Origin of the sequence: Methyloceanibacter sp., assembly GCF_049590335.1 — a bacterium.
Classification (GTDB): domain Bacteria; phylum Pseudomonadota; class Alphaproteobacteria; order Rhizobiales; family Methyloligellaceae; genus Methyloceanibacter.
This window is the reverse complement of record NZ_JBAWCQ010000098.1, coordinates 1-17,592: the sequence shown is the minus strand read 5'-3', so window position 1 is coordinate 17,592 and position 17,592 is coordinate 1. Positions and strand designations below refer to the sequence as shown.

Annotated in this window: 15 protein-coding genes and 2 pseudogenes; 9 read left to right on the top strand and 8 right to left on the bottom strand. The window is 61.9% G+C overall.

The window, feature by feature from the left end:
- Positions 1 to 1,051: methylmalonyl-CoA mutase family protein (locus WBQ77_RS08040; RefSeq protein WP_424059712.1), on the bottom strand; the 1,051-nt coding region annotated here is incomplete at its 3' end.
- Positions 1,052 to 2,887 (bottom strand): methylmalonyl-CoA mutase family protein, encoded by a 1,836-nt coding sequence (locus tag WBQ77_RS08035; protein ID WP_424059711.1) that lies wholly within the window; start codon positions 2,885 to 2,887, stop codon positions 1,052 to 1,054.
- A gap of 231 nt (positions 2,888 to 3,118) precedes the next feature.
- On the opposite strand from WBQ77_RS08035, the gene WBQ77_RS08030 reads away from it, so the two are divergent.
- Together WBQ77_RS08030 and WBQ77_RS08025 are read left to right on the top strand one after the other, a co-directional pair.
- Entirely contained in the window at positions 3,119 to 4,711 is a 1,593-nt protein-coding gene (locus WBQ77_RS08030) for a helicase HerA-like domain-containing protein (protein ID WP_424059710.1), read from the top strand.
- A gap of 60 nt (positions 4,712 to 4,771) precedes the next feature.
- Positions 4,772 to 6,667, top strand: coding sequence for an ATP-binding cassette domain-containing protein (locus WBQ77_RS08025; RefSeq protein WP_424042905.1), 1,896 nt, complete (start codon positions 4,772 to 4,774; stop codon positions 6,665 to 6,667).
- A gap of 101 nt (positions 6,668 to 6,768) precedes the next feature.
- Here WBQ77_RS08025 and WBQ77_RS08020 read toward each other — a convergent pair whose 3' ends face one another.
- The 4 genes from WBQ77_RS08020 to msrB form a co-directional block, all read right to left on the bottom strand.
- Complete coding sequence (locus WBQ77_RS08020; RefSeq protein WP_424042906.1) at positions 6,769 to 7,374, bottom strand: superoxide dismutase; 606 nt, start codon at positions 7,372 to 7,374, stop codon at positions 6,769 to 6,771.
- 284 nt (positions 7,375 to 7,658) lie between these two features.
- Positions 7,659 to 8,213 carry an isochorismatase family protein gene (locus WBQ77_RS08015; RefSeq protein ID WP_424044309.1) on the bottom strand — a complete coding sequence of 185 codons (555 nt, stop codon included), beginning with the start codon at positions 8,211 to 8,213 and terminating at the stop codon, positions 7,659 to 7,661.
- Between the two features lie 45 nt (positions 8,214 to 8,258).
- Complete coding sequence (locus WBQ77_RS08010) at positions 8,259 to 10,349, bottom strand: S9 family peptidase (RefSeq protein WP_424044311.1); 2,091 nt, start codon at positions 10,347 to 10,349, stop codon at positions 8,259 to 8,261.
- A gap of 93 nt (positions 10,350 to 10,442) precedes the next feature.
- Positions 10,443 to 10,883 (bottom strand): peptide-methionine (R)-S-oxide reductase MsrB, encoded by a 441-nt coding sequence (msrB, locus tag WBQ77_RS08005; protein WP_424059708.1) that lies wholly within the window; start codon positions 10,881 to 10,883, stop codon positions 10,443 to 10,445.
- Positions 10,884 to 11,338: 455 nt separating this feature from the next.
- Between msrB and WBQ77_RS08000 the strand changes: the two genes are divergently transcribed.
- The 3 genes and pseudogenes from WBQ77_RS08000 to WBQ77_RS07990 all read left to right on the top strand — a co-directional run bounded on the left by WBQ77_RS08000 (position 11,339) and on the right by WBQ77_RS07990 (position 13,274).
- The gene (locus WBQ77_RS08000) at positions 11,339 to 11,746 is read left to right on the top strand and encodes a MucR family transcriptional regulator (protein ID WP_424044315.1); all 408 of its coding nucleotides are present in this window, start codon (positions 11,339 to 11,341) and stop codon (positions 11,744 to 11,746) included.
- Positions 11,747 to 12,028: 282 nt separating this feature from the next.
- On the top strand, positions 12,029 to 12,559 hold the full coding sequence (locus WBQ77_RS07995; protein ID WP_424044317.1) for a PAS domain-containing protein: 531 nt from the start codon (positions 12,029 to 12,031) through the stop codon (positions 12,557 to 12,559).
- A gap of 238 nt (positions 12,560 to 12,797) precedes the next feature.
- A pseudogene (locus WBQ77_RS07990) lies at positions 12,798 to 13,274 on the top strand (DUF6456 domain-containing protein).
- Between the two features lie 31 nt (positions 13,275 to 13,305).
- Here the strand turns inward: WBQ77_RS07990 and WBQ77_RS07985 are convergent.
- Positions 13,306 to 13,755: a SufE family protein gene (locus tag WBQ77_RS07985; protein ID WP_424044318.1), complete on the bottom strand. Its 450-nt coding sequence runs from the start codon at positions 13,753 to 13,755 to the stop codon at positions 13,306 to 13,308.
- 229 nt (positions 13,756 to 13,984) lie between these two features.
- Positions 13,985 to 14,494, bottom strand: a complete 510-nt coding sequence (locus tag WBQ77_RS07980; protein ID WP_424044320.1) for a DUF5330 domain-containing protein — start codon at positions 14,492 to 14,494, stop codon at positions 13,985 to 13,987.
- 329 nt (positions 14,495 to 14,823) lie between these two features.
- Between WBQ77_RS07980 and WBQ77_RS07975 the strand changes: the two genes are divergently transcribed.
- From WBQ77_RS07975 to WBQ77_RS07960, 4 genes and pseudogenes are all read left to right on the top strand, one after another.
- Positions 14,824 to 16,590, top strand: coding sequence for a PAS domain-containing sensor histidine kinase (locus WBQ77_RS07975; protein WP_424059707.1), 1,767 nt, complete (start codon positions 14,824 to 14,826; stop codon positions 16,588 to 16,590).
- A gap of 112 nt (positions 16,591 to 16,702) precedes the next feature.
- On the top strand, positions 16,703 to 17,260 hold the full coding sequence (locus WBQ77_RS07970; protein WP_424059705.1) for a peptidoglycan-binding domain-containing protein: 558 nt from the start codon (positions 16,703 to 16,705) through the stop codon (positions 17,258 to 17,260).
- A gap of 15 nt (positions 17,261 to 17,275) precedes the next feature.
- Positions 17,276 to 17,449, top strand: a pseudogene (locus WBQ77_RS07965) (peptidoglycan-binding domain-containing protein); the annotation flags it as partial.
- Between the two features lie 41 nt (positions 17,450 to 17,490).
- Positions 17,491 to 17,592: DUF1491 family protein (locus WBQ77_RS07960; protein WP_424059713.1), on the top strand; the 102-nt coding region annotated here is incomplete at its 3' end.

Sequence of the window (17,592 nt, the reverse complement as noted above, 5' to 3'; positions counted from 1 at the left end):
GAGTATGACCTTGGGTGGCTGCCATGGCCTCCACGCAGGTGCGGACCACGTTGTTGTAAACGTCCTGGGCTGAGAGGCTCCAGCCGCTGGTCTGGCAATGGGTGCGCAGCGCGAGCGATTTTGGGTTCTTCGGCGTGAATTCCTCGGCCATGAGCTTCGCCCACAGCACGCGGGCGGCGCGCATCTTGGCGATCTCCATGTAGTAGTTCATGCCGATGGCCCAGAAGAATGACAGGCGCGGCGCGAACGCATCCACATCCAGCCCTGAGGCAATCGCCGCGCGCACATACTCGATGCCGTCGGCGAGCGTGTAGCCGAGCTCCAGATCCGCCGTCGCGCCGGCTTCCTGCATGTGGTAGCCGGAGATCGAAATCGAGTTGAAGCGCGGCATCTCCTTCGACGTATAGCCGATGATGTCGGCGACGATGCGCATCGAAGGTTCGGGCGGATAGATGTAGGTGTTCCGCACCATGAACTCTTTGAGGATGTCATTCTGGATGGTGCCGGAAAGTTGGTCATGGCCGACGCCTTGTTCCTCACCCGCGACGATGAAGAGCGCCAGCACCGGCAGCACCGCGCCGTTCATAGTCATGGACACAGAGACCTGATCGAGCGGAATGCCGTCGAACAGAACGCGCATGTCGTAGATGGAGTCGATGGCCACACCGGCCATGCCCACATCGCCCGTCACCCGCGGGTGATCGGAATCGTAGCCGCGGTGCGTGGCGAGATCGAAGGCAATGGAAACGCCCTGCTGACCGGCTGCGAGGTTGCGCCGGTAGAAGGCGTTGGAATCCTCGGCCGTCGAGAAGCCGGAATATTGGCGTACGGTCCAGGGACGCTGCACATACATTGTCGGGTACGGACCGCGCAGGTAAGGCGGCAGGCCGGGCAGCCCGTCGATGAAGTCGAGGCCCTTGCGATCCTGGGCGTCATAGACTGGCCTCACTGCAATGCCTTCGGGCGTCTCCCAGGGCTCGGCCCCAGGCCCAACCGCAGGCTCTTGCGGCTCGGAAAAATCGACGTCGGTAAATTTCGGAATGCCTGTCACTCAAGCCCCCAAATGATCGTAAGCGCCGGCCAGGGTCTCCAGCGCGTTGCCGCCCGCCGCGACGAAGCTCTCGATGCCCGCTTTGCGAAGCGCGGCTTCAAGGTCGCCCGGCTTTCCGGCTAGATACACATGTGCGGCACCCGCTTCCCGGAGTGCTTGCGCGGCCTCGGTGCCATCCGACGCATAGACCTTGTCGGAGGAACACAGGCACGCGAGCGGGGCGCCCGATGCGCGAAAGCCATCCAGCATCTCGGGTAAGGTCTGTGCACTGCTCGCCGCGGTTGCTTCGATGCCGCCCGCCTCGAACAGGCTCTTGGCGAAGGCCGCCCGCCCATTGAAATCGGCGGGGTGTCCAAGACAGGCCAGGAAGATATTGGGACGTGCTCCCTTGTCGGCGAGTACGGCGTCGCTGCGGTCGCGCAAGGCCTCGAACGGCGCGCCAAGCCGCATGGGCGTCAGCGGCGTCACAGTCGGTGCACCGCTTTCGAGCTTCGTTGGCGCTACATCCATGACTGCGAGATCGTCCTCCCCGAGATCGGGAAAGTCGCTGGTGCCGATCAACGACTCTTTGCGCCTGGCCAGGGCCGTCTCGCGGATCGCACGCGATGCGGTCACGGCACTTTGGATGAGGTTCACTTCGAGGGCCTTCTCAGGCCCACCGACGGCCTCGATGCCTTGGAACAGCGCCCAGGCTGCGGTACAGAGATCGCTCGTGAGGCTTTCGAGAGCACCGGAGCCGGCTGACGGGTCGGCCACACGATAGAGGTTGGACTCTTCCAGCAGCACGGTCTGCGTATTGCGGGCCACGCGGCGGGCGAAGTCCTCAGGCAGGCCGAGCGCGGCGGTGTAGGGCAGAACCGTGATCGCGTTCGCGCCGCCGACGGCAGCGGCGAGGGTGGCGATGGTGCCGCGCACGATGTTTCCTTGCGCGTGGCGTTTGGTCATCATGCGCCAGGCGGTTTCGCCGGCGATAAAGGCGGCCTCGGGCGCGAGACCACAGGCTTCCTCGACGCGCGACCAGAGCTTGCGCAGGGCGCGGAACTTGGCAGTGGTCAGAAACTGATCCTGATCGGCGGCGAGCCGGAAGAAGATCATCTTCCGGGCGTCGTCTAAGCCGGCGCCCGCCGCCTCGAAAGCGCGCAAGTAAGACACTGCGGCGGCGAGAGCAAAAGCGAGTTCCTGAGCCTCGGTGCCACCCGCCTCGTGCACGGGGCGGCCGTCAGCGACGGCGAAGGGGCCTTTGAAGCCGCGCGCGACGAGGTCCTTGGCCAGCGCGGCGACATCGTCCGGCGATGCGTCGCTCCAGCCATTGGCGGCCAGCGTGCCGATGGGATCGAAGCCGAAACGGATATTGGTGTGGTCTACCGGGATGCCGCGCGCCGCCACCAGATCGGCGGCCATGGCGGCGACGGCTTTTGCGTTCGCCCCGAGCTGTAGCTCGACGGGAACGCCCCACTCCAAATGGACGTCTTCAAGCGCGCCCGTCAGCGTGGCGGCATCGGCCGAGAGCGCATAGCCGCGGTCGCCCACCGCGCCCTGGAAGAGGAGCGCGATTCCCGACGCGCCGGCGTTCAAATCGTCCAGAATCTGGCTGTTAGCCGTTCCGGGATCGGCGATCTCGATGCGCTGCGTTATCTCCCAAGGAGCGCCCGGATCGCGTCCGGGGATGACCGCACCGTCTTCGGCGGGCGGATAGAGCGGTGCGACCACTGCGCCGTCGTAGGTCTTTGATTCCAGAACGGATAGTGGGGCGCCCTTCAGCGCTTTTTCGACAAGCGCTTTCCAAGCGGCGTCTTCGGCCTTGGGAAAGGCGGATACGAGTGACAAGTCTGACATGTGAGTAAGCCTAGATTGGTTCCGGATTTTCTCCTAGCACGAAGCCCGGGCGGCAAGAAACCCAGAGGCGACGCCAAAACTCAGGGCTGGCGGCGGTCAAAATCGCCTGAAGGGGCCGATTGGCGCCCGTGAAGCCGAATGGCCATCTTGGCGTACGGCGTGCGCGCCAGTTAGAGTGCCGCCACGGGACAGATGCGCGAATGACCACGCGCCAATGAAGGAGTTTGGGGGATGGCAAGGCGGACCAAAGCGCCGGCGAATGGCGCGGACACTGAAGGCGAAAAGCCGGACGAGGCGGCCGCAGCCGAGGACACCGCCGTGGAGCCGATCGAGATTCCCGATGATTGCGTGTTCATCGGCAAGAGCGTCAAACCCGAATACATCCTCCTGAAGCTCGCCAACCGGCACGGCCTCATCACCGGCGCCACGGGTACCGGTAAGACCGTGACGCTCCAGGGCCTCGCGGAGGCCTTCTCCGATGCCGGGGTGCCCGTGTTCTTTGCCGACGTGAAGGGCGATTTGTCCGGCGTCGCCGCCATGGGCAAAGAGAAAGGCTGGATCACAGAGCGCGCGGCCATGATTGGCTACGACGTGAAGTTCAGCGCGCATCCTGTGATTTTTTGGGACCTGTTCGGCGAGCAGGGACACCCGGTGCGGACGACGGTTTCGGAACTCGGGCCGCTGATGCTGTCGCGCCTCATGGATCTCAGCGAGGCTCAGGAAGGCGTGATGAACATCGCCTTCCGCATTGCCGATGAAGAGGAGCTGCCGCTGCTCGATCTCAAGGACCTGCAGTCGCTCCTCGAAAACCTCGCGGCACGGGCCAAGGACCTCACGACGAAATACGGCACGGTCGGCAAACGCTCCATTGGCGCCATCCAGCGTCAGCTCCTCGTTCTGGAGCAGCAAGGGGGCGATTATTTCTTCGGAGAGCCGGCGCTCGACGTGGGCAAGGACCTGATGCGTACGGACGACGAGGGCCGGGGCTATATCGGAGTGCTGGCCGCCGACAAGCTGATGCAGAGTCCGCGGCTCTACGGGACGTTCCTACTATTCTTGTTGTCGGAGCTGTTCGAGGAACTCCCGGAAATCGGCGACCCCGAGAAGCCCAAGCTCGTCTTCTTTTTCGACGAGGCGCATCTGCTGTTCCGCGATGCGCCCAAGGCTCTTCTAGAGAAGGTCGAGCAGGTGGTGCGTCTGATCCGCTCGAAGGGGGTCGGCGTGTATTTCGTGACGCAGAACCCGCGTGACGTGCCCGATACGGTCTCGCGCCAGCTCGGTAATCGCGTGCAGCATGCCTTGCGCGCTTTCACACCCGCCGAGCAGAAGGCGGTGAAGTCGGCGGCCGAGACGTTCCGTCCCAATCCGGAACTCGATACGGAGCAGATGATCATGTCGATGGGCATCGGCGAGGCGCTGGTGTCGAGCCTGGACGAGAAGGGCCAGCCCAGCATGGTCCAGCACACCTTCGTCAAGCCGCCGTCCTCGCAAGTCGGGCCGATCGCGCTCAAGGAGCGCAAGGCCATTATGGCGAAGGACCCGGTGGCCGGCGTTTATGACGACGTGGTAGACCGCGAATCGGCTCACGAAATCCTGCAGAAGCGGACTAGAGAGCGGGCAAAGCTCGCTGCTGAGATGGAAGCCGCCGAGGAAAAGGCGAAAGGCAAAGCCAAGACGGCCAAGAAGCCAGGCGGGTCGCGCGGCGACAGCTTCTGGACGGCGCTCGGCAAAACCGTCGTGCGGACAGTGGTGCCCATGGCGACGCGGGTGCTCGAGGATGCGATCCGGCGGAATGCGCTGGGAGGTCACTCGCGGCGGCGCTAAGCGCGACGGTGTTTGTTGGCAGGTGGTGGCGTTCGCCGCCACTGTGCTATCACCCGCGCCATGTTCACACTCGATAGCATCACTATGCGCCTTGGCGGCCACGTCATTTTGGAGCGCGCCACCGTTGCCGTCCCGCCCAAAGCCCGCGTGGGTCTTGTCGGCCGCAACGGCGCGGGCAAGTCCTCGCTGCTCAAAATGATCGCCGGGATCTACGAGCCCGACGAGGGGCGTATCGGGGCGCCCTCGGGTACGCGGATCGGCTATCTCAAGCAGGACGCGCCGGGCGGCAGCGCGACGCCGTTCGAGACGGTGTTGGCGACCGCTGAAGAGCGGGCCGCGCTTCTGGACGAGGCCGATACGGCGACCGATCCGCATCGTATCGCCGAGATCCACGAGCGGCTCAATGCGATCGATGCCCATACGGCGCCCTCGCGGGCGGCGCGCATTCTTGCGGGGCTTGGCTTTCCGGAGGACGCCCAGCATCGCCCGTTGGACGAGTTCTCCGGCGGCTGGCGCATGCGGGTGGCGCTCGGTGCGCTGCTGTTCTCCGAGCCCGACCTGCTTCTGCTGGACGAGCCCTCGAACCATCTCGATCTAGAGGCGGCGCTGTGGCTCGAGTCGTTTCTCAAGGCCTACCCGGCGAGCTTGATCGTAGTGAGCCATGAGCGCGATATGCTGAACACGGTCGCCAGCCACATCGTGCATGTGGACAACGGTAAGACGACGCTCTATGCGGGCAATTACGATCAGTTCGAGCGGCAGCGGCGAGAGCGTCAGGCGCAAGACGCGGCGATGCGGACGAAGCAAGAAGCCAAGCGGAAGAAGCTGGAAGCCTATGTCGACCGTTGGCGCTACAAGGCGCATACGGCTCGCCAGGCGCAGAGCCGCCTGAAGGCACTGCAGCGTATGGCGCCGGCGGCCGAGGTCTTCGACGATGCCTCGCTCGTGTTCGATTTTCCCTCGCCCAAAGAGGTGAAGCCACCGCTTCTGATGCTTGAGGACGTTGCCGTCGGCTATGTGCCCGAGACGCCGGTGCTGTCGTCCATCGATCTTCGCATCGATCCGGACGACCGCATCGCGCTGGTGGGGCGCAACGGCAACGGCAAGACGACGCTGGCCCGTGCGCTTGCCGGCCAGCTTAGGCTCATGGACGGGCGCATCAAGGCCAGCGGCAAGCTCAGCGTCGGCTATTTCGCGCAGCATCAGATCGAAGAACTCGTGTCGGAACACACGCCGCTGCAGCACATGGAGCGGCTTCTGTCGGATGCGAAGCCGGGTGAAGTGCGGAGACATCTCGCCCGGTTCGGCTTCTCCGGCGACAAGGTCAGCGTTCGCGTCAGTGCGCTGTCGGGTGGGGAGCGCGCGCGGCTGTCGCTCGCGCTGGTGACGCGCGATGCGCCTCATATCCTGATCCTCGACGAGCCCACCAACCATCTCGACGTGGATGCGCGCGAGGCATTGGTACAGGCGCTTGCCGGCTTTGGCGGGGCAGTCATCGTGGTCAGCCACGACCGGCATCTTTTGAGCCTCATCGCCGACCGGCTGCTACTGGTCGACGGCGGCACGGCGCGCGAGTTCGACGGCACGCTCGAGGACTATCGCGATAGCGTGCTGAGCGCGGCCCGGTCGAAAAAAGGCAACGGCCAGGATGGAAAGCAGATGCCGAAGGCGCCGGTGCCGAAAGTTGACCGCAAAGAGAAGCGCAAAGCCGCTGCGGAAGCGCGCGAGCGTACCAAGCCTTTGCGCAAACGCGTTTCCCAGGCCGAGGCAGACATGAAAAGCCTGACGGTCAAACGCGACGCGATCGACACCAAGCTGGTCGAGGCGACGTCTTCCGAGGCGAGGGATCTCATGAAACAGCGCGGACAGCTCAACCGTGAGATTGACGAGGCCGAGGCTCACTGGCTGGAGGCGAGTGAAGCGATCGAGACTGCCATGGTGGACGTGGACGCTTAGAGCCGTCGTTTCCAATCAGTTTGCGCAAAACAGAGCGGGCGTCCCGAAGGACGCCCGTCTCAAGAACGCTTGTGTTTGGTGTCGCTACGCGCCCGGCGCTCTTAAGATGAAGGCGCTTGGGTGTAGAGCTCTTCGACATGCTCCCAGTTGATGAGATTGTCGAACCAGGCTTCGAGATACTTCGGACGCGCGTTGCGGTAGTCGATGTAATAGGAGTGCTCCCACACATCGCAGCCGAGCAGCGGCCAGCCGCCATGCACCAGCGGGTTCTCGCCGTTGGGCGTTTTGCTCACTTCCAGCTTGCCGTCTTTCAGCGTCAGCCAGGCCCAGCCCGAACCGAACTGGGTCGCGCCGGCGGCCAGGAAGTCGGCCTTGAACTTGTCGAAGCCGCCCAGGTCGCGGTCGATCAGCGCCAGGATCGCGCCTGGCACTTTCTTGCCGCCGCCGTCTTTGGTCATCCACGGCCAGAAATGGATGTGGTTGAAGTTCTGGGCGGCGTTGTTGAAGACCCCGGCATCTTTGCCGAAGCTTTCCTTGATGATGGTCTCGAGGTCCTTGCCCTCGTAATCGGTTCCTGCGATCAGCTTGTTGAGATTGTCCACGTAAGCCTTGTGGTGCTTGTCGTGGTGGTACTCCAGCGTCTCGGCCGACATGTAGGGCTGAAGGGAATCGTATGCGTAGGGTAGGGGTGCGAGTTCGAATGCCACTTTTGGGTCTCCGCGAACTGAGTGAACAAAGAGGACGGGCGCGAAGCTAAAGCGTCCCAGAAAGCGACGCAAGCGAAGGTGGCGGCGTCATTTCGGGGTGCAAAAGCGATAGGCATTTCAAGGGGGGTGGGCGTGGAGCCCCTGAACTCCACGCCCGGTGCCGAGGAAGGTTCGCTACATCAGGTACAGGGATCTGACGCTTTGGAGAGTGCGTCTTTTCACCTGAACGCAGCCTGAACCGGGCCTACAGGTTCAGTTCATGTGATTTAGGCGAGGGGTGGCTGCTATTTGACGAGCGCTTGAAGAGCCTTGAATTCCGGTGTTCCGGCGCGCTCCATCCACTCGAACAGCACCATTTCCGAATCCACGATATCGACGCCGGATTTTTGGAGGCGCGAGAGGGCAAGCTTGCGGCTGTCCTTGGAGCGCGACCCCACGGCATCGGCCACTACGAAAGCCTCGAAGCCTTGAGACTCGAGATCCATGGCGGTCTGGGCAACGCAAACATGTGCCTCGATCCCGCCGATCACGACCTGAGGGCGCCCTAGGCGGCGCAAATCATGCAGCCGGTCTCGCAACATGTCGTTGCGCACGCAGGAAAACTCGGTCTTGTCGGCCACGAAGCCGTCATTGGCGAAGGCGTCGCGGACAGAATCGTGGGTCGGCCCCAGCCCTTGCGGATATTGCTCCGACATGGTGACGGGAATGGTGAGCTTGCGGGCGGCGAGCACCAGGCGCACGCAGCGGTCGATGATGCGGTCCGCGCCTGATATGGCGTTCAGGAGCTTGTCCTGTACGTCGACGATGAGAACTTGGGATTTGTCGCGAGAGAGCAGCATGGGCGGCACTCTGGCATAGGTCCCCTTATTCCTCCTAGAGCCGTGTTAGGCTCGGCCCGCCACCTTCAGCGCGAAGGCGTAGGACAACGCCACCTCTTTGAGACGGTCGAAGCGGCCGGAGGCGCCGGCGTGGCCAGCCTCCATATTCGTCTTCAGGAGGAGAAGGTTCTCGCCCGTGCCTTTTTCGCGCAGCTTGGCGATCCATTTCGCGGGCTCCCAATAGGTCACGCGCGGATCGGTGAGGCCGGCGACCGCCAGGATGTTGGGATGGTCTTGCACGCTCACATTGTCGTAGGGCGAGTAGGCCGCGATGGTGCGGTAGTCTTCCGCGCTCTCGATTGGGTTGCCCCATTCTGGCCATTCGGGCGGGGTGAGCGGCAGGCTGGAATCCAACATAGTCGTCAGCACATCAACGAAGGGCACCTCGGCGATGATGCCGAGAAACAAATCCGGCGCCATGTTGGTGACTGCGCCCATCAGCATGCCGCCCGCGCTGCCGCCTTGGGCCACGATGCGCCCGCGCGACGTGAATTTTTTGGCCGCGAGATACTCGCCCGCCGCGATGAAGTCCGTGAACGTGTTCATCTTCTTCGCGCGCTTGCCGGTTTTGTACCAGGCAAAGCCCTTGTCCTTGCCGCCGCGAATGTGGGCGATGGCATAGACGAAGCCGCGATCGACGAGGCTGAGCGAGTTGGTCATGAATCCAGCCGGAATGGTCATGCCGTACGAGCCGTAGCCGTAGAGCAGCAGCGGCGCGGTGCCGTCGAGCGCGGTGTCTTTCCTGTAGAGCAAGGTCACAGGCACAGTCTCGCCATCCTTCGCGGGGGCGAACACACGCCGGGTATCGTATTGGCTCGGATCGTGGCCGCTTGGGATTTCCTGCGTCTTGCGGAGCACACGCTCCTTCGTCTCCATCTCGTAGTCAAAGGTCTGCGAGGGCGTCGTCATGGACGCGTAGGTGAAGCGCAGCGTCGTCGTGTCGTATTCATAGCCGGCGCTCATGCCGAGCGCGTAGGCCTCTTCGTCGAAGGCGATTTCGTGTTCTTCGCCGTCCAAGAAACGGCGAATGGCGATGCGCGGCAGGCCATTCTCGCGTTCCAGCCGGACAAGGAAGTTCTTGAAGGCGATCACGTCGAGGATCAGCCTTCCGGGCCGGTGCGGCTCGATCTCTTTCCAGTTCGCGGGCGCCGGGTCGTTGGCCGGCGCTTCCACAATGCGGAAATCCTCCGCGCCGCCGGAATTGGTCAGGATAATCAGCCGGCCTTCGTGGTGGCACACCGAATATTCGTGCTCGGCCTCGCGCGGGGCTATGAGCCGAGGCGTCGCGTATGGATCGGCCGCATCGATCAGACTGACTTCGGAGGTCTCGTGGTCGTGCGTGCCGAGCAGGAGATACTTGCCGTCCTGCGTCAGGTCGATATCGAGAAACAGGCCGGGATCGGTTTGATCGTGGATCAAGCCGTCCTCGCCTTCCTCGCCGATGTTGTGGGCGAAGAGTTTGCGGGGCCGGTGCTCCTCGTCCAGCCAGACATAAAGCAGCGTCTTGCTGTCGGCGGCCCATTCGAGCCCGCCGCATGCATCGGTGATTGCTTCTACGACGGTGGCGCCGGTTTCGGCGTCGATAATCTTGGCCGTGAAGTACTCAGAACCCTTGGTATCGACGGCGTAGGCGATGCGTTTGTGGTCGGGGCTGTGGGTCACCTGCGCGATGCGGAAATAGGCGTGGTCTTTGGCGAGCGCGTTTCCGTCGATCAGGACTGTTTCTTCGCCGCCGCCACGGGGGCGCCGGCAAAACAGCGGCTGCTGCCCGCCAGTGATGTAACGGACGTAATAGTCGAAGGGTCCGTCGGGCGCAGGTACGGACGAGTCGTCTTCCTTGATGCGTCCCTTCATTTCGGCGAAGAGCGTATCTTGAAGGGGCTCCGTATCCCCCATCGCCGCTTGCGTATGGGCGTTTTCCGCCTCCAGGTGCGCGCGGATATCTTGTGGTAGAACCGCAGGATCGCGCATTACAGCCTGCCAGTTGTCGGCGCGCAGCCAGGCGTAATCGTCTTCGCGGTCGATGCCGTGATGCTGCGTGAATGAGGGCCGGCGCGGTGCGCTCGGGCCACGGGTGGTAACGAGGGGTTTGTTCATGGGCTGCGTCCGCGGATGCGTCTAATCGGGGCGTGCTGGGCGGTGGTCGGATGCAAGGAGCGTGCTGCTTTCAGCGCGCCCAGCGATTTGAAGCTAGCCCGACGTGTTGCCGTCTGTGCCACCGGTGTCAAGCTCGAGCGCGCAGCCATTGATGCAGTAGCGCAGGCCCGTGTCGGCAGGACCGTCCGGAAAAACATGACCCAAATGCGCTTCGCACGACGCGCAGCGCACCTCGACGCGCCGCATGCCGTAGGTCGTGTCTTCGTGTTTCGTCACGGTATTGGCGTCGGCAACGTCGGTGAAGCTCGGCCACCCCGTTCCGGAATCGAACTTCGTGTCGGAGCTGAACAAGGGCGTACCGCAGCAAACGCAGCGATACATGCCGGCGCGCTTTTCTTGATGATAGGGATGGCTGAAGGCGCGCTCGGTGCCGTGTTCGCGCGTCACGTGGAACTGCTCAGGCGAAAGGCGCTCACGCCAATTATCCTTGATCTTCGGATTTGCGGACCCGGTAGTTTTGTCAGGATCTCTCATAGGGTGCCTTTTCGATCGATCGTTTCGGTGCTCACTGTAGAATATAGCGTGGCTAGCCCATGTCCTTAAGAGGTGTCACGCAAGCTTGATTCAGCAACGCACATCCGTGATCTCCATTTTGCGGGGTGATTTTGAGTTTTCCGGCAATGCAAACGCACTCAGCGGCGATTTAGCGTAGAGAAAGTAGCAGAGAAGATGTGGATCGCATAGTTTTCCACAGTCTTCGCGAGAAAAAGTGAGTTGCTATTCCACTGGAAGGTGCTATACGAAGCAAATCACTGGACTTAAACCCTCTCACGGGCATTTAGTTTGGCTAGTTTAGAAGTTTCCAGTCACAAAAACGGCACAATTTGATGAATTTCAAGGGTCCTTGATTATAGGAAACGCTCATTGAGTTGCAGAATCGCTGTTTTAGACGCTCAAATCGGGACGCGGACGGCATAAGGAGCCAAACCATGGACGCAGTGGTGGAAAAGGACGAGCTTGTTGAACTGACGGCTGAGATTGTTTCGGCCTATGTCACCAACAATACTGTCGTGGCCACTGATTTGCCGGCCCTTATCAGCAACGTGTTCGATGCGTTGAAGAAGGCTGCTAGTTCTGGCGCTCAGCCTGCCAAGGAAGAACTCCGGCCTGCGGTTCCGATCAAGAAGTCCGTGACTTCAGAATATATTATCTGCTTGGAGGACGGCAAGAAGTTCAAATCGCTGAAGCGCCACTTGCGGACCCACTACGATCTGTCGCCCGAAGAGTACCGCGAGAAGTGGGGCCTGCCGCATGACTACCCGATGGTTGCTCCGAATTACGCTGCGGCACGGTCGGATCTCGCCAAGCGCATGGGGCTCGGACAGCGCCGCCGTTAGAGCAGAAAGCGGCTCCAAGAACTCCTCCTCAAGAACTCGTCTTCCAGAACCCGGCTGCCGCGCCTTTGGCGCGGCGTGTCTATCATGATTCCGAAAACAGCATCTCAGCCATTAGGCGGCGCAACGGCTCTTTCCGAACAGGGTCGCAAGATCGGGTGTTTCCGCGTCGGTTTGGCACAACCCCTTGTGATGTTTGAGTAAATCATGCAGTTCTCTTGCATGTGACGGCGCAACACGCCCATAGTCGGCGCGCGGGCTGATTCGATTTTGCGAGGGGAACAGATGCTGTCCGATTGCGCCTTCCGGGCACAGTTGATGCTGCCGGAACAGCGTGAGCTTTTCGACTATTGGCACGAAATTGCTGACGGACGGGCGATGCCGGCCCGGGCGGATTTCGATCCTCTCAACCTTCCCAATCTCTTGCCGCATCTTGGTCTGATCGATCTTCGCGACGGTTTCGATCGCGGGCATTTCCGTCTCGCGGGAACGCGCTTGCGGGACATTTACGGGCGAGAGATCACGGGCCTGCGCCTCTCCGAAGTGTTCACGGGGCGCCGGGCCGCACCTTGGCACACCATCTACTCGCGCATAGCGACCGAGTCCATTTGCGCGCAGGGTGTTGTACGCGGACCGACCGACGATCGCGATCATGTGGTTCTCTCTTGGCTGCGGCTGCCCCTGTCGGATGATGGTGTTCGCGTCGATCGCATTCTCGGCCTTGACGTGGGCGCGGTGGAATCTGATGCCGAAGCCGCGTCCGAGTTCACGGCGTCTTACACTGGCTTGCAAGAACCGGCGGCAGCCCGCGCGTAGCGCGCAGGGCGTTGCGGCCGGCGGCGCCATCACGGAGGACGGCGAAGGGGCTTCCGACTCGTGGGCGCGCTCGGGCGCGCCGCCGCCATAAGCCGCCATTTAGTGGAGTCGTGTCTTGCAGGCGATCTGCTCGATCACAACGATCGAGGCTCAGTGCTGAGCGACGCGCGATCTGCGCGAGATCGACGAGCCCCGCCGGACAGTCCTCGTGAATGATAGCGAAAGCCCACTTGGCTAGCTGCGCAACCGGAAGGACCGTTGCGGCCGCCCGCTGATCGGCCAAGAGCAGTTCGAAGCAGGCGACTGTCTGCGTGCGGATTATTGGTTTGCGCAGATGAGTCCGCGTGTGACGACCAATTGGTCGTCCTTGGCGCCGCATGACCGTTCGAGGCGGGGCGCACCTTCAACACCGCTAGGTTTCGCGATGAGGTCCTGGCGGCCAAGGACAGGGTGATGCACGCTTGCCGCCGTCGGACCTAAGATCTCCGGCGTCCTTGTCGACATCTGTTGTGAGTTGAAGGGTCTTGAAGAGGCGGAGAAGAAGAACGGCTGGCCGCAGCGCGCGGGGAAGGTCTTTTTTCAGATCACCTTAACGCGGTTGGCGAAGCATTACGGCCTCATTGTCGATGGCCGGCGGCGGAAACTCCGCCATTGGGGTGAGGCCGGCTACCGGCCCCGTATCGGCACAGTGCCAGACGAGCCGAACCTGTCGTGAGGTCCATGTCGCGCGGTCCACGCCCCGGGGGTTAGCCAGAGGCAGCGCGGGCTCTCTCGGCATCGCGGCGAATGCGCGTCACCATTGCCATGAGGCCGTTGGACCGTTGCGGAGTCAGGTGATCGTTGAGGTGGAGTTCTCCCAATGTCGCGACAGCATCGACGTCGAGTATTTCGTTTGCCGTCTTGCCGGAATAGATCGCGAAGAGAATGGCCACCAATCCACGAACGATGTGCGCATCGCTGTCGCCGACGAAGGTGAGCCGCGGCATGCCGTCGGGATGAACGGTCGTCGACAGCCAGACTTGGCTGACGCAGCCCTGTACCTTCGTTTCAGACGTCCGAAGTTGGTCCGGAAGCGGCTCCAGCTTTCTTCCGAGCTCGATGACGTAGCGGTAGCGGTCCTCCCAGTCTTCGAGAAGTTCGAAGTCCGCGACAATGTCCTCAAACGAGGGGAGATCCGTCTTCGTTGCAGTGTCCATGCGCCGACTATAGATCCGGTCGGCGCAAGCTGCGAGGGGATAGGGGAGCGGAGTGGCAAAGAAGCACGCCGTGGGCGGTCCGGTGGGGAAGAACCGACCCAACTGCGCGCTTTGCTGGCAGTGGGGGACTGCCGGAGGAAGCTATTGTGGGAATCTGGGGAATTTTGGTGCTCCCGGTGAGGAAGCCCGTGTTGAATCCACTTTGAGGACCGTGTGGTGGGCCGAAACGCTAAACGTTCGGGCCGCTCCACTCCGCATCCAGATCACGCGGGCTCAGCGTGTTCTGGTCGTCGCTCTGCACCCAAGGTGTGGGCTCGATCGGCACGGCCGACGGTACCGGCATCATGGCGTTATTGGGCGCCGAGGCGGTGGCCGCGGGCTGACTGATACCAGCGGGCTGACCGGTACGCGCCGTATGACCTAGACCCGCGGTTTGGCCAGGACCGAAGCCGCTAGCCTTATTGAGGAGCAGTGCCTGGACCATCTGGGCGCCATCTTGCGCCTTCTGGACGAGTGCGTTGACCGCGTATTGGCCCGAAGCACAGGTCTCGGGGTTGCGCAAGCAAAAATTGCTAGCGTCCGCCACCGCGGTCTGCGCCATGCCATAAATTTTCTTCTGTTGCGCTCCATCCGTCGGGATCAGAAGGATGAGCACTACCAGCCAAAAACCCGATCTGATTAGAAACATCATTTGCTTGCCCTCACTGTCGATGGCGACCTGGTTTTTCTCACCGCTCATTGCTCTGCTATTTTCTGCAGATGAGTGAACAATATACCAAACAAAATAACATCCCTTATCAAAATCCCATAAATTTTTACCGGAGATGTCATTTATATATTTTACTTTGAATCATTTTTGGAAGTAAATAAATAGTATATCTGTTTTAATAAATTCGAATTGAATTTGTCTAAAATTTTAGAGAAATGGGGCTAGCTGCGGACCGGCCGGTCTCCGGGGGCACGCCGACGTGCCCGTGCTTTATGCTTTCCTTAAGTGGGGCGTGGGAATAATGGGCCCCTGTAAGAGGATACTGGGACGAAGCGGCTGCAGGCCGCTCCGAGTTGTTTGTGTTAATTCGAGAGACTATTCGCGGGCTGTCTGCCTATTTTGAGTCGCTAGTCCATGAGTCGGCGCGTGGCGATGCGCTGACTTTGGCGCGCCACCAGACCTTCATTGCCTCGCGTCTCCTTGGCGGTGCCTTGGCGCTTTGCGTATTCCCAATCTATCTGGTCTTTGGCGGCAAGCCGTCTCTCTTGAGCGCCTTCGCTTTTTTGTGGCTGCTTTCCCCGATCGCGATCGCGATCTACCTGTCGCGGACGGGCCGTTTCGCCGTCGCGCATCGGGTCTCGGCGATCAACTTCGCCGGCCTCGTCACCTATTGCGCCTGGCTGACCGGCGGTCTTGCGTCGGCGCTTCTGCCCTGGCTCGTCGCCGTCCCTCTCGAGGCCGGGCTGAGCACAGACCGGCGGAGTGTCGTGTGGGCCGTCGGCGCGGCAGCAGCAGGCCTCGTCGGTCTCGCGGTCCTGGGTGCTACCGGTTACGACCCGTCTCCGCTCGGGCTACCGATGTCGCCCGCCGCCTTCGCCCTTATCGGCGCTTTGAGCGCCGTGGCCTACGCGGCCGGGCTCGTGGTGACGCTTCAACTGGTTCATCGGAAATCGGAATACGCGATCGAAGCGAGCGAGGAGCGCTATCGTCTGCTCGCCGAGAACGTGAACGACATGATCACGCTTCACGACCAGAGCGGTCGCGTGGTCTTCGCTTCGCAAGCCGCGCGGCAACTCCTTGGCGCCGCGGCCCCTGCTGTACTCGGTGAAGGCTTGTTCGAGTATGTGCATGTCGCGGATCGTCCGGCATTTCTTTCGGCGCTCGATCGCTGCCGCGCGAACAATGAGCCAATGTCTGTCGAATTCCGTCTGCGCCGTGGCGGTGCCGACGAAAAAGCGTACTACGCCTGGGTGGAAATGCGCTGCCGGCCCATGCCCCGGAGCGATGGCTTCGAACAGTCCAGGGTTGTCGCCGTGACACGGGACATCTCGCAGCACAAAGAATCCGAGGCAAATCTCGTGCGTGCGCGCGGCGAAGCCGAAGGGGCAAACCGTGCCAAGAGCCAATTTCTTGCGAGCATGAGTCATGAACTGCGTACGCCGCTCAATGCCATTATCGGCTTCTCGGAGATTTTAGAGCGGGAACTCTTCGGCCAGCTCGGTGAAGACCGCTATCGCGACTACGCCCGTCTGATCCACGAAAGCGGCGAGCACTTGCTGGGCGTGGTCAACGGCATTCTCGACATGTCGAAGATCGAAGCGGGCAAGTTCACCATCGTGCGGGAGCCGTTCGGCGTCGGTGCACTGGTGGAATCGTGCTGCGAGGTCTTGCGGCATACGGCCGAGACCAATGGGCTGTCGCTCGAGACCGAGCTTGCCGGCGACCTGCCCGAGCTTGCCGCCGACGAACGCGCCTGCAAGCAGATGTTGCTCAACGTGATCTCCAACGCGGTCAAGTTCACGGAGAAGGGCGGCTGGGTAAAAGTCGCTGCCTCGGTCGAGAACGGCAATGTGGTTTTCGCGGTCTCCGACAATGGGATCGGGATCGCCGAGAAAGACTTGCCGCGCCTCGGCAATCCATTCGTTCAGGCCGCAAGCTCCTACGACCGTAGCTATGAAGGCGCAGGCCTTGGCCTTTCGGTGGTCCGTGGGCTGGCGCAGCTCCATGGCGGTTCTTTGGCGCTCGAAAGCACGCTGGGGCAGGGCACGACCGTGCATATTCTTCTGCCCATCGATCCGGGCGAGGACCTTGCGGCGAGCGAGTCAGAAGCGAAGGCGGCGGCCTAGGGGCGTTTAGCAACTCTTTAGCTTCCGACGCCAAGATGCGTTAGGGGAACGGCGTGGTGCTCTTTCCGATTCGGGCGGACGAGATCTCTTCAGGCATGATTGTGTGGGAACAATGGGCGTAGTCACTGCGCGGCTCTTGTTTTTGGCCTTCTTGGCCCTGACCGCGACCATCACGTACAATGCGCTCTATTTGCAGGCGCACCCGCCGCATGGCATGGCCGATGCGACGCTGATGACGCCTGTGGGGCATGCCAAGACGCGCGTCATTGGTGTCGAGTTGCCGGGGGCGGACGCAAGCACCAGCACGCGCGTGGAAAGTGCTTATGAGAAGACACAAGCGTCCGGCGCCGTGGCGATCGACCTGCCGGCACAAATGCCCAGCGGGGGCGAATCCCAACTGGTCGTCAGAGCAATCCAGCGGGAACTCTCCCTGCTCGGCTACGACGTTGGCGGCGTGGATGGCCAATTGTCCGACAAGACCCGCCAGGCCATCTCGGCGTTTCAGATGCGCGAGGGGCTCGCCGTCACCGGTCTTCCAAGCGACGACGTTTTGCGCCAAATCCTACTGGGGGATACCATTTCCACATCCGACGTGACCGGTTCGATTCCGGCAGCGGATAGCATTGCGGCCCATGTGGGCGAGAATGGCAAGGTTCTGGGTGTGCAGTAGGTTCTTGCTGAGCTCGGCTACACCCCTGGGACGATTGACGGCGACTGGGGGCAAAACACGGCCGGTGCTGTCAGCGCGTTTCAGTGCGATCGCAACATGGCCGTGACCGGGACCATCAACCCTTGGCTCCTTTCGGAGTTTCAGCGTGTGACAGGACGAGTTTTCGCAAGAACGGCGGCCCGCCGCTAACCGGTCCGTGGCGGCGTCCATCCAACCAAGAAGGCCGTCTGATGCGCTTGAAGAGCGGGATCTGGGTGAGCGCCTATTTGCGCAGATGTGCCGTCGAAAATGTCCCGGCGATTGTGGTCCGGCGCGGTCACGCCGAGGCCGGC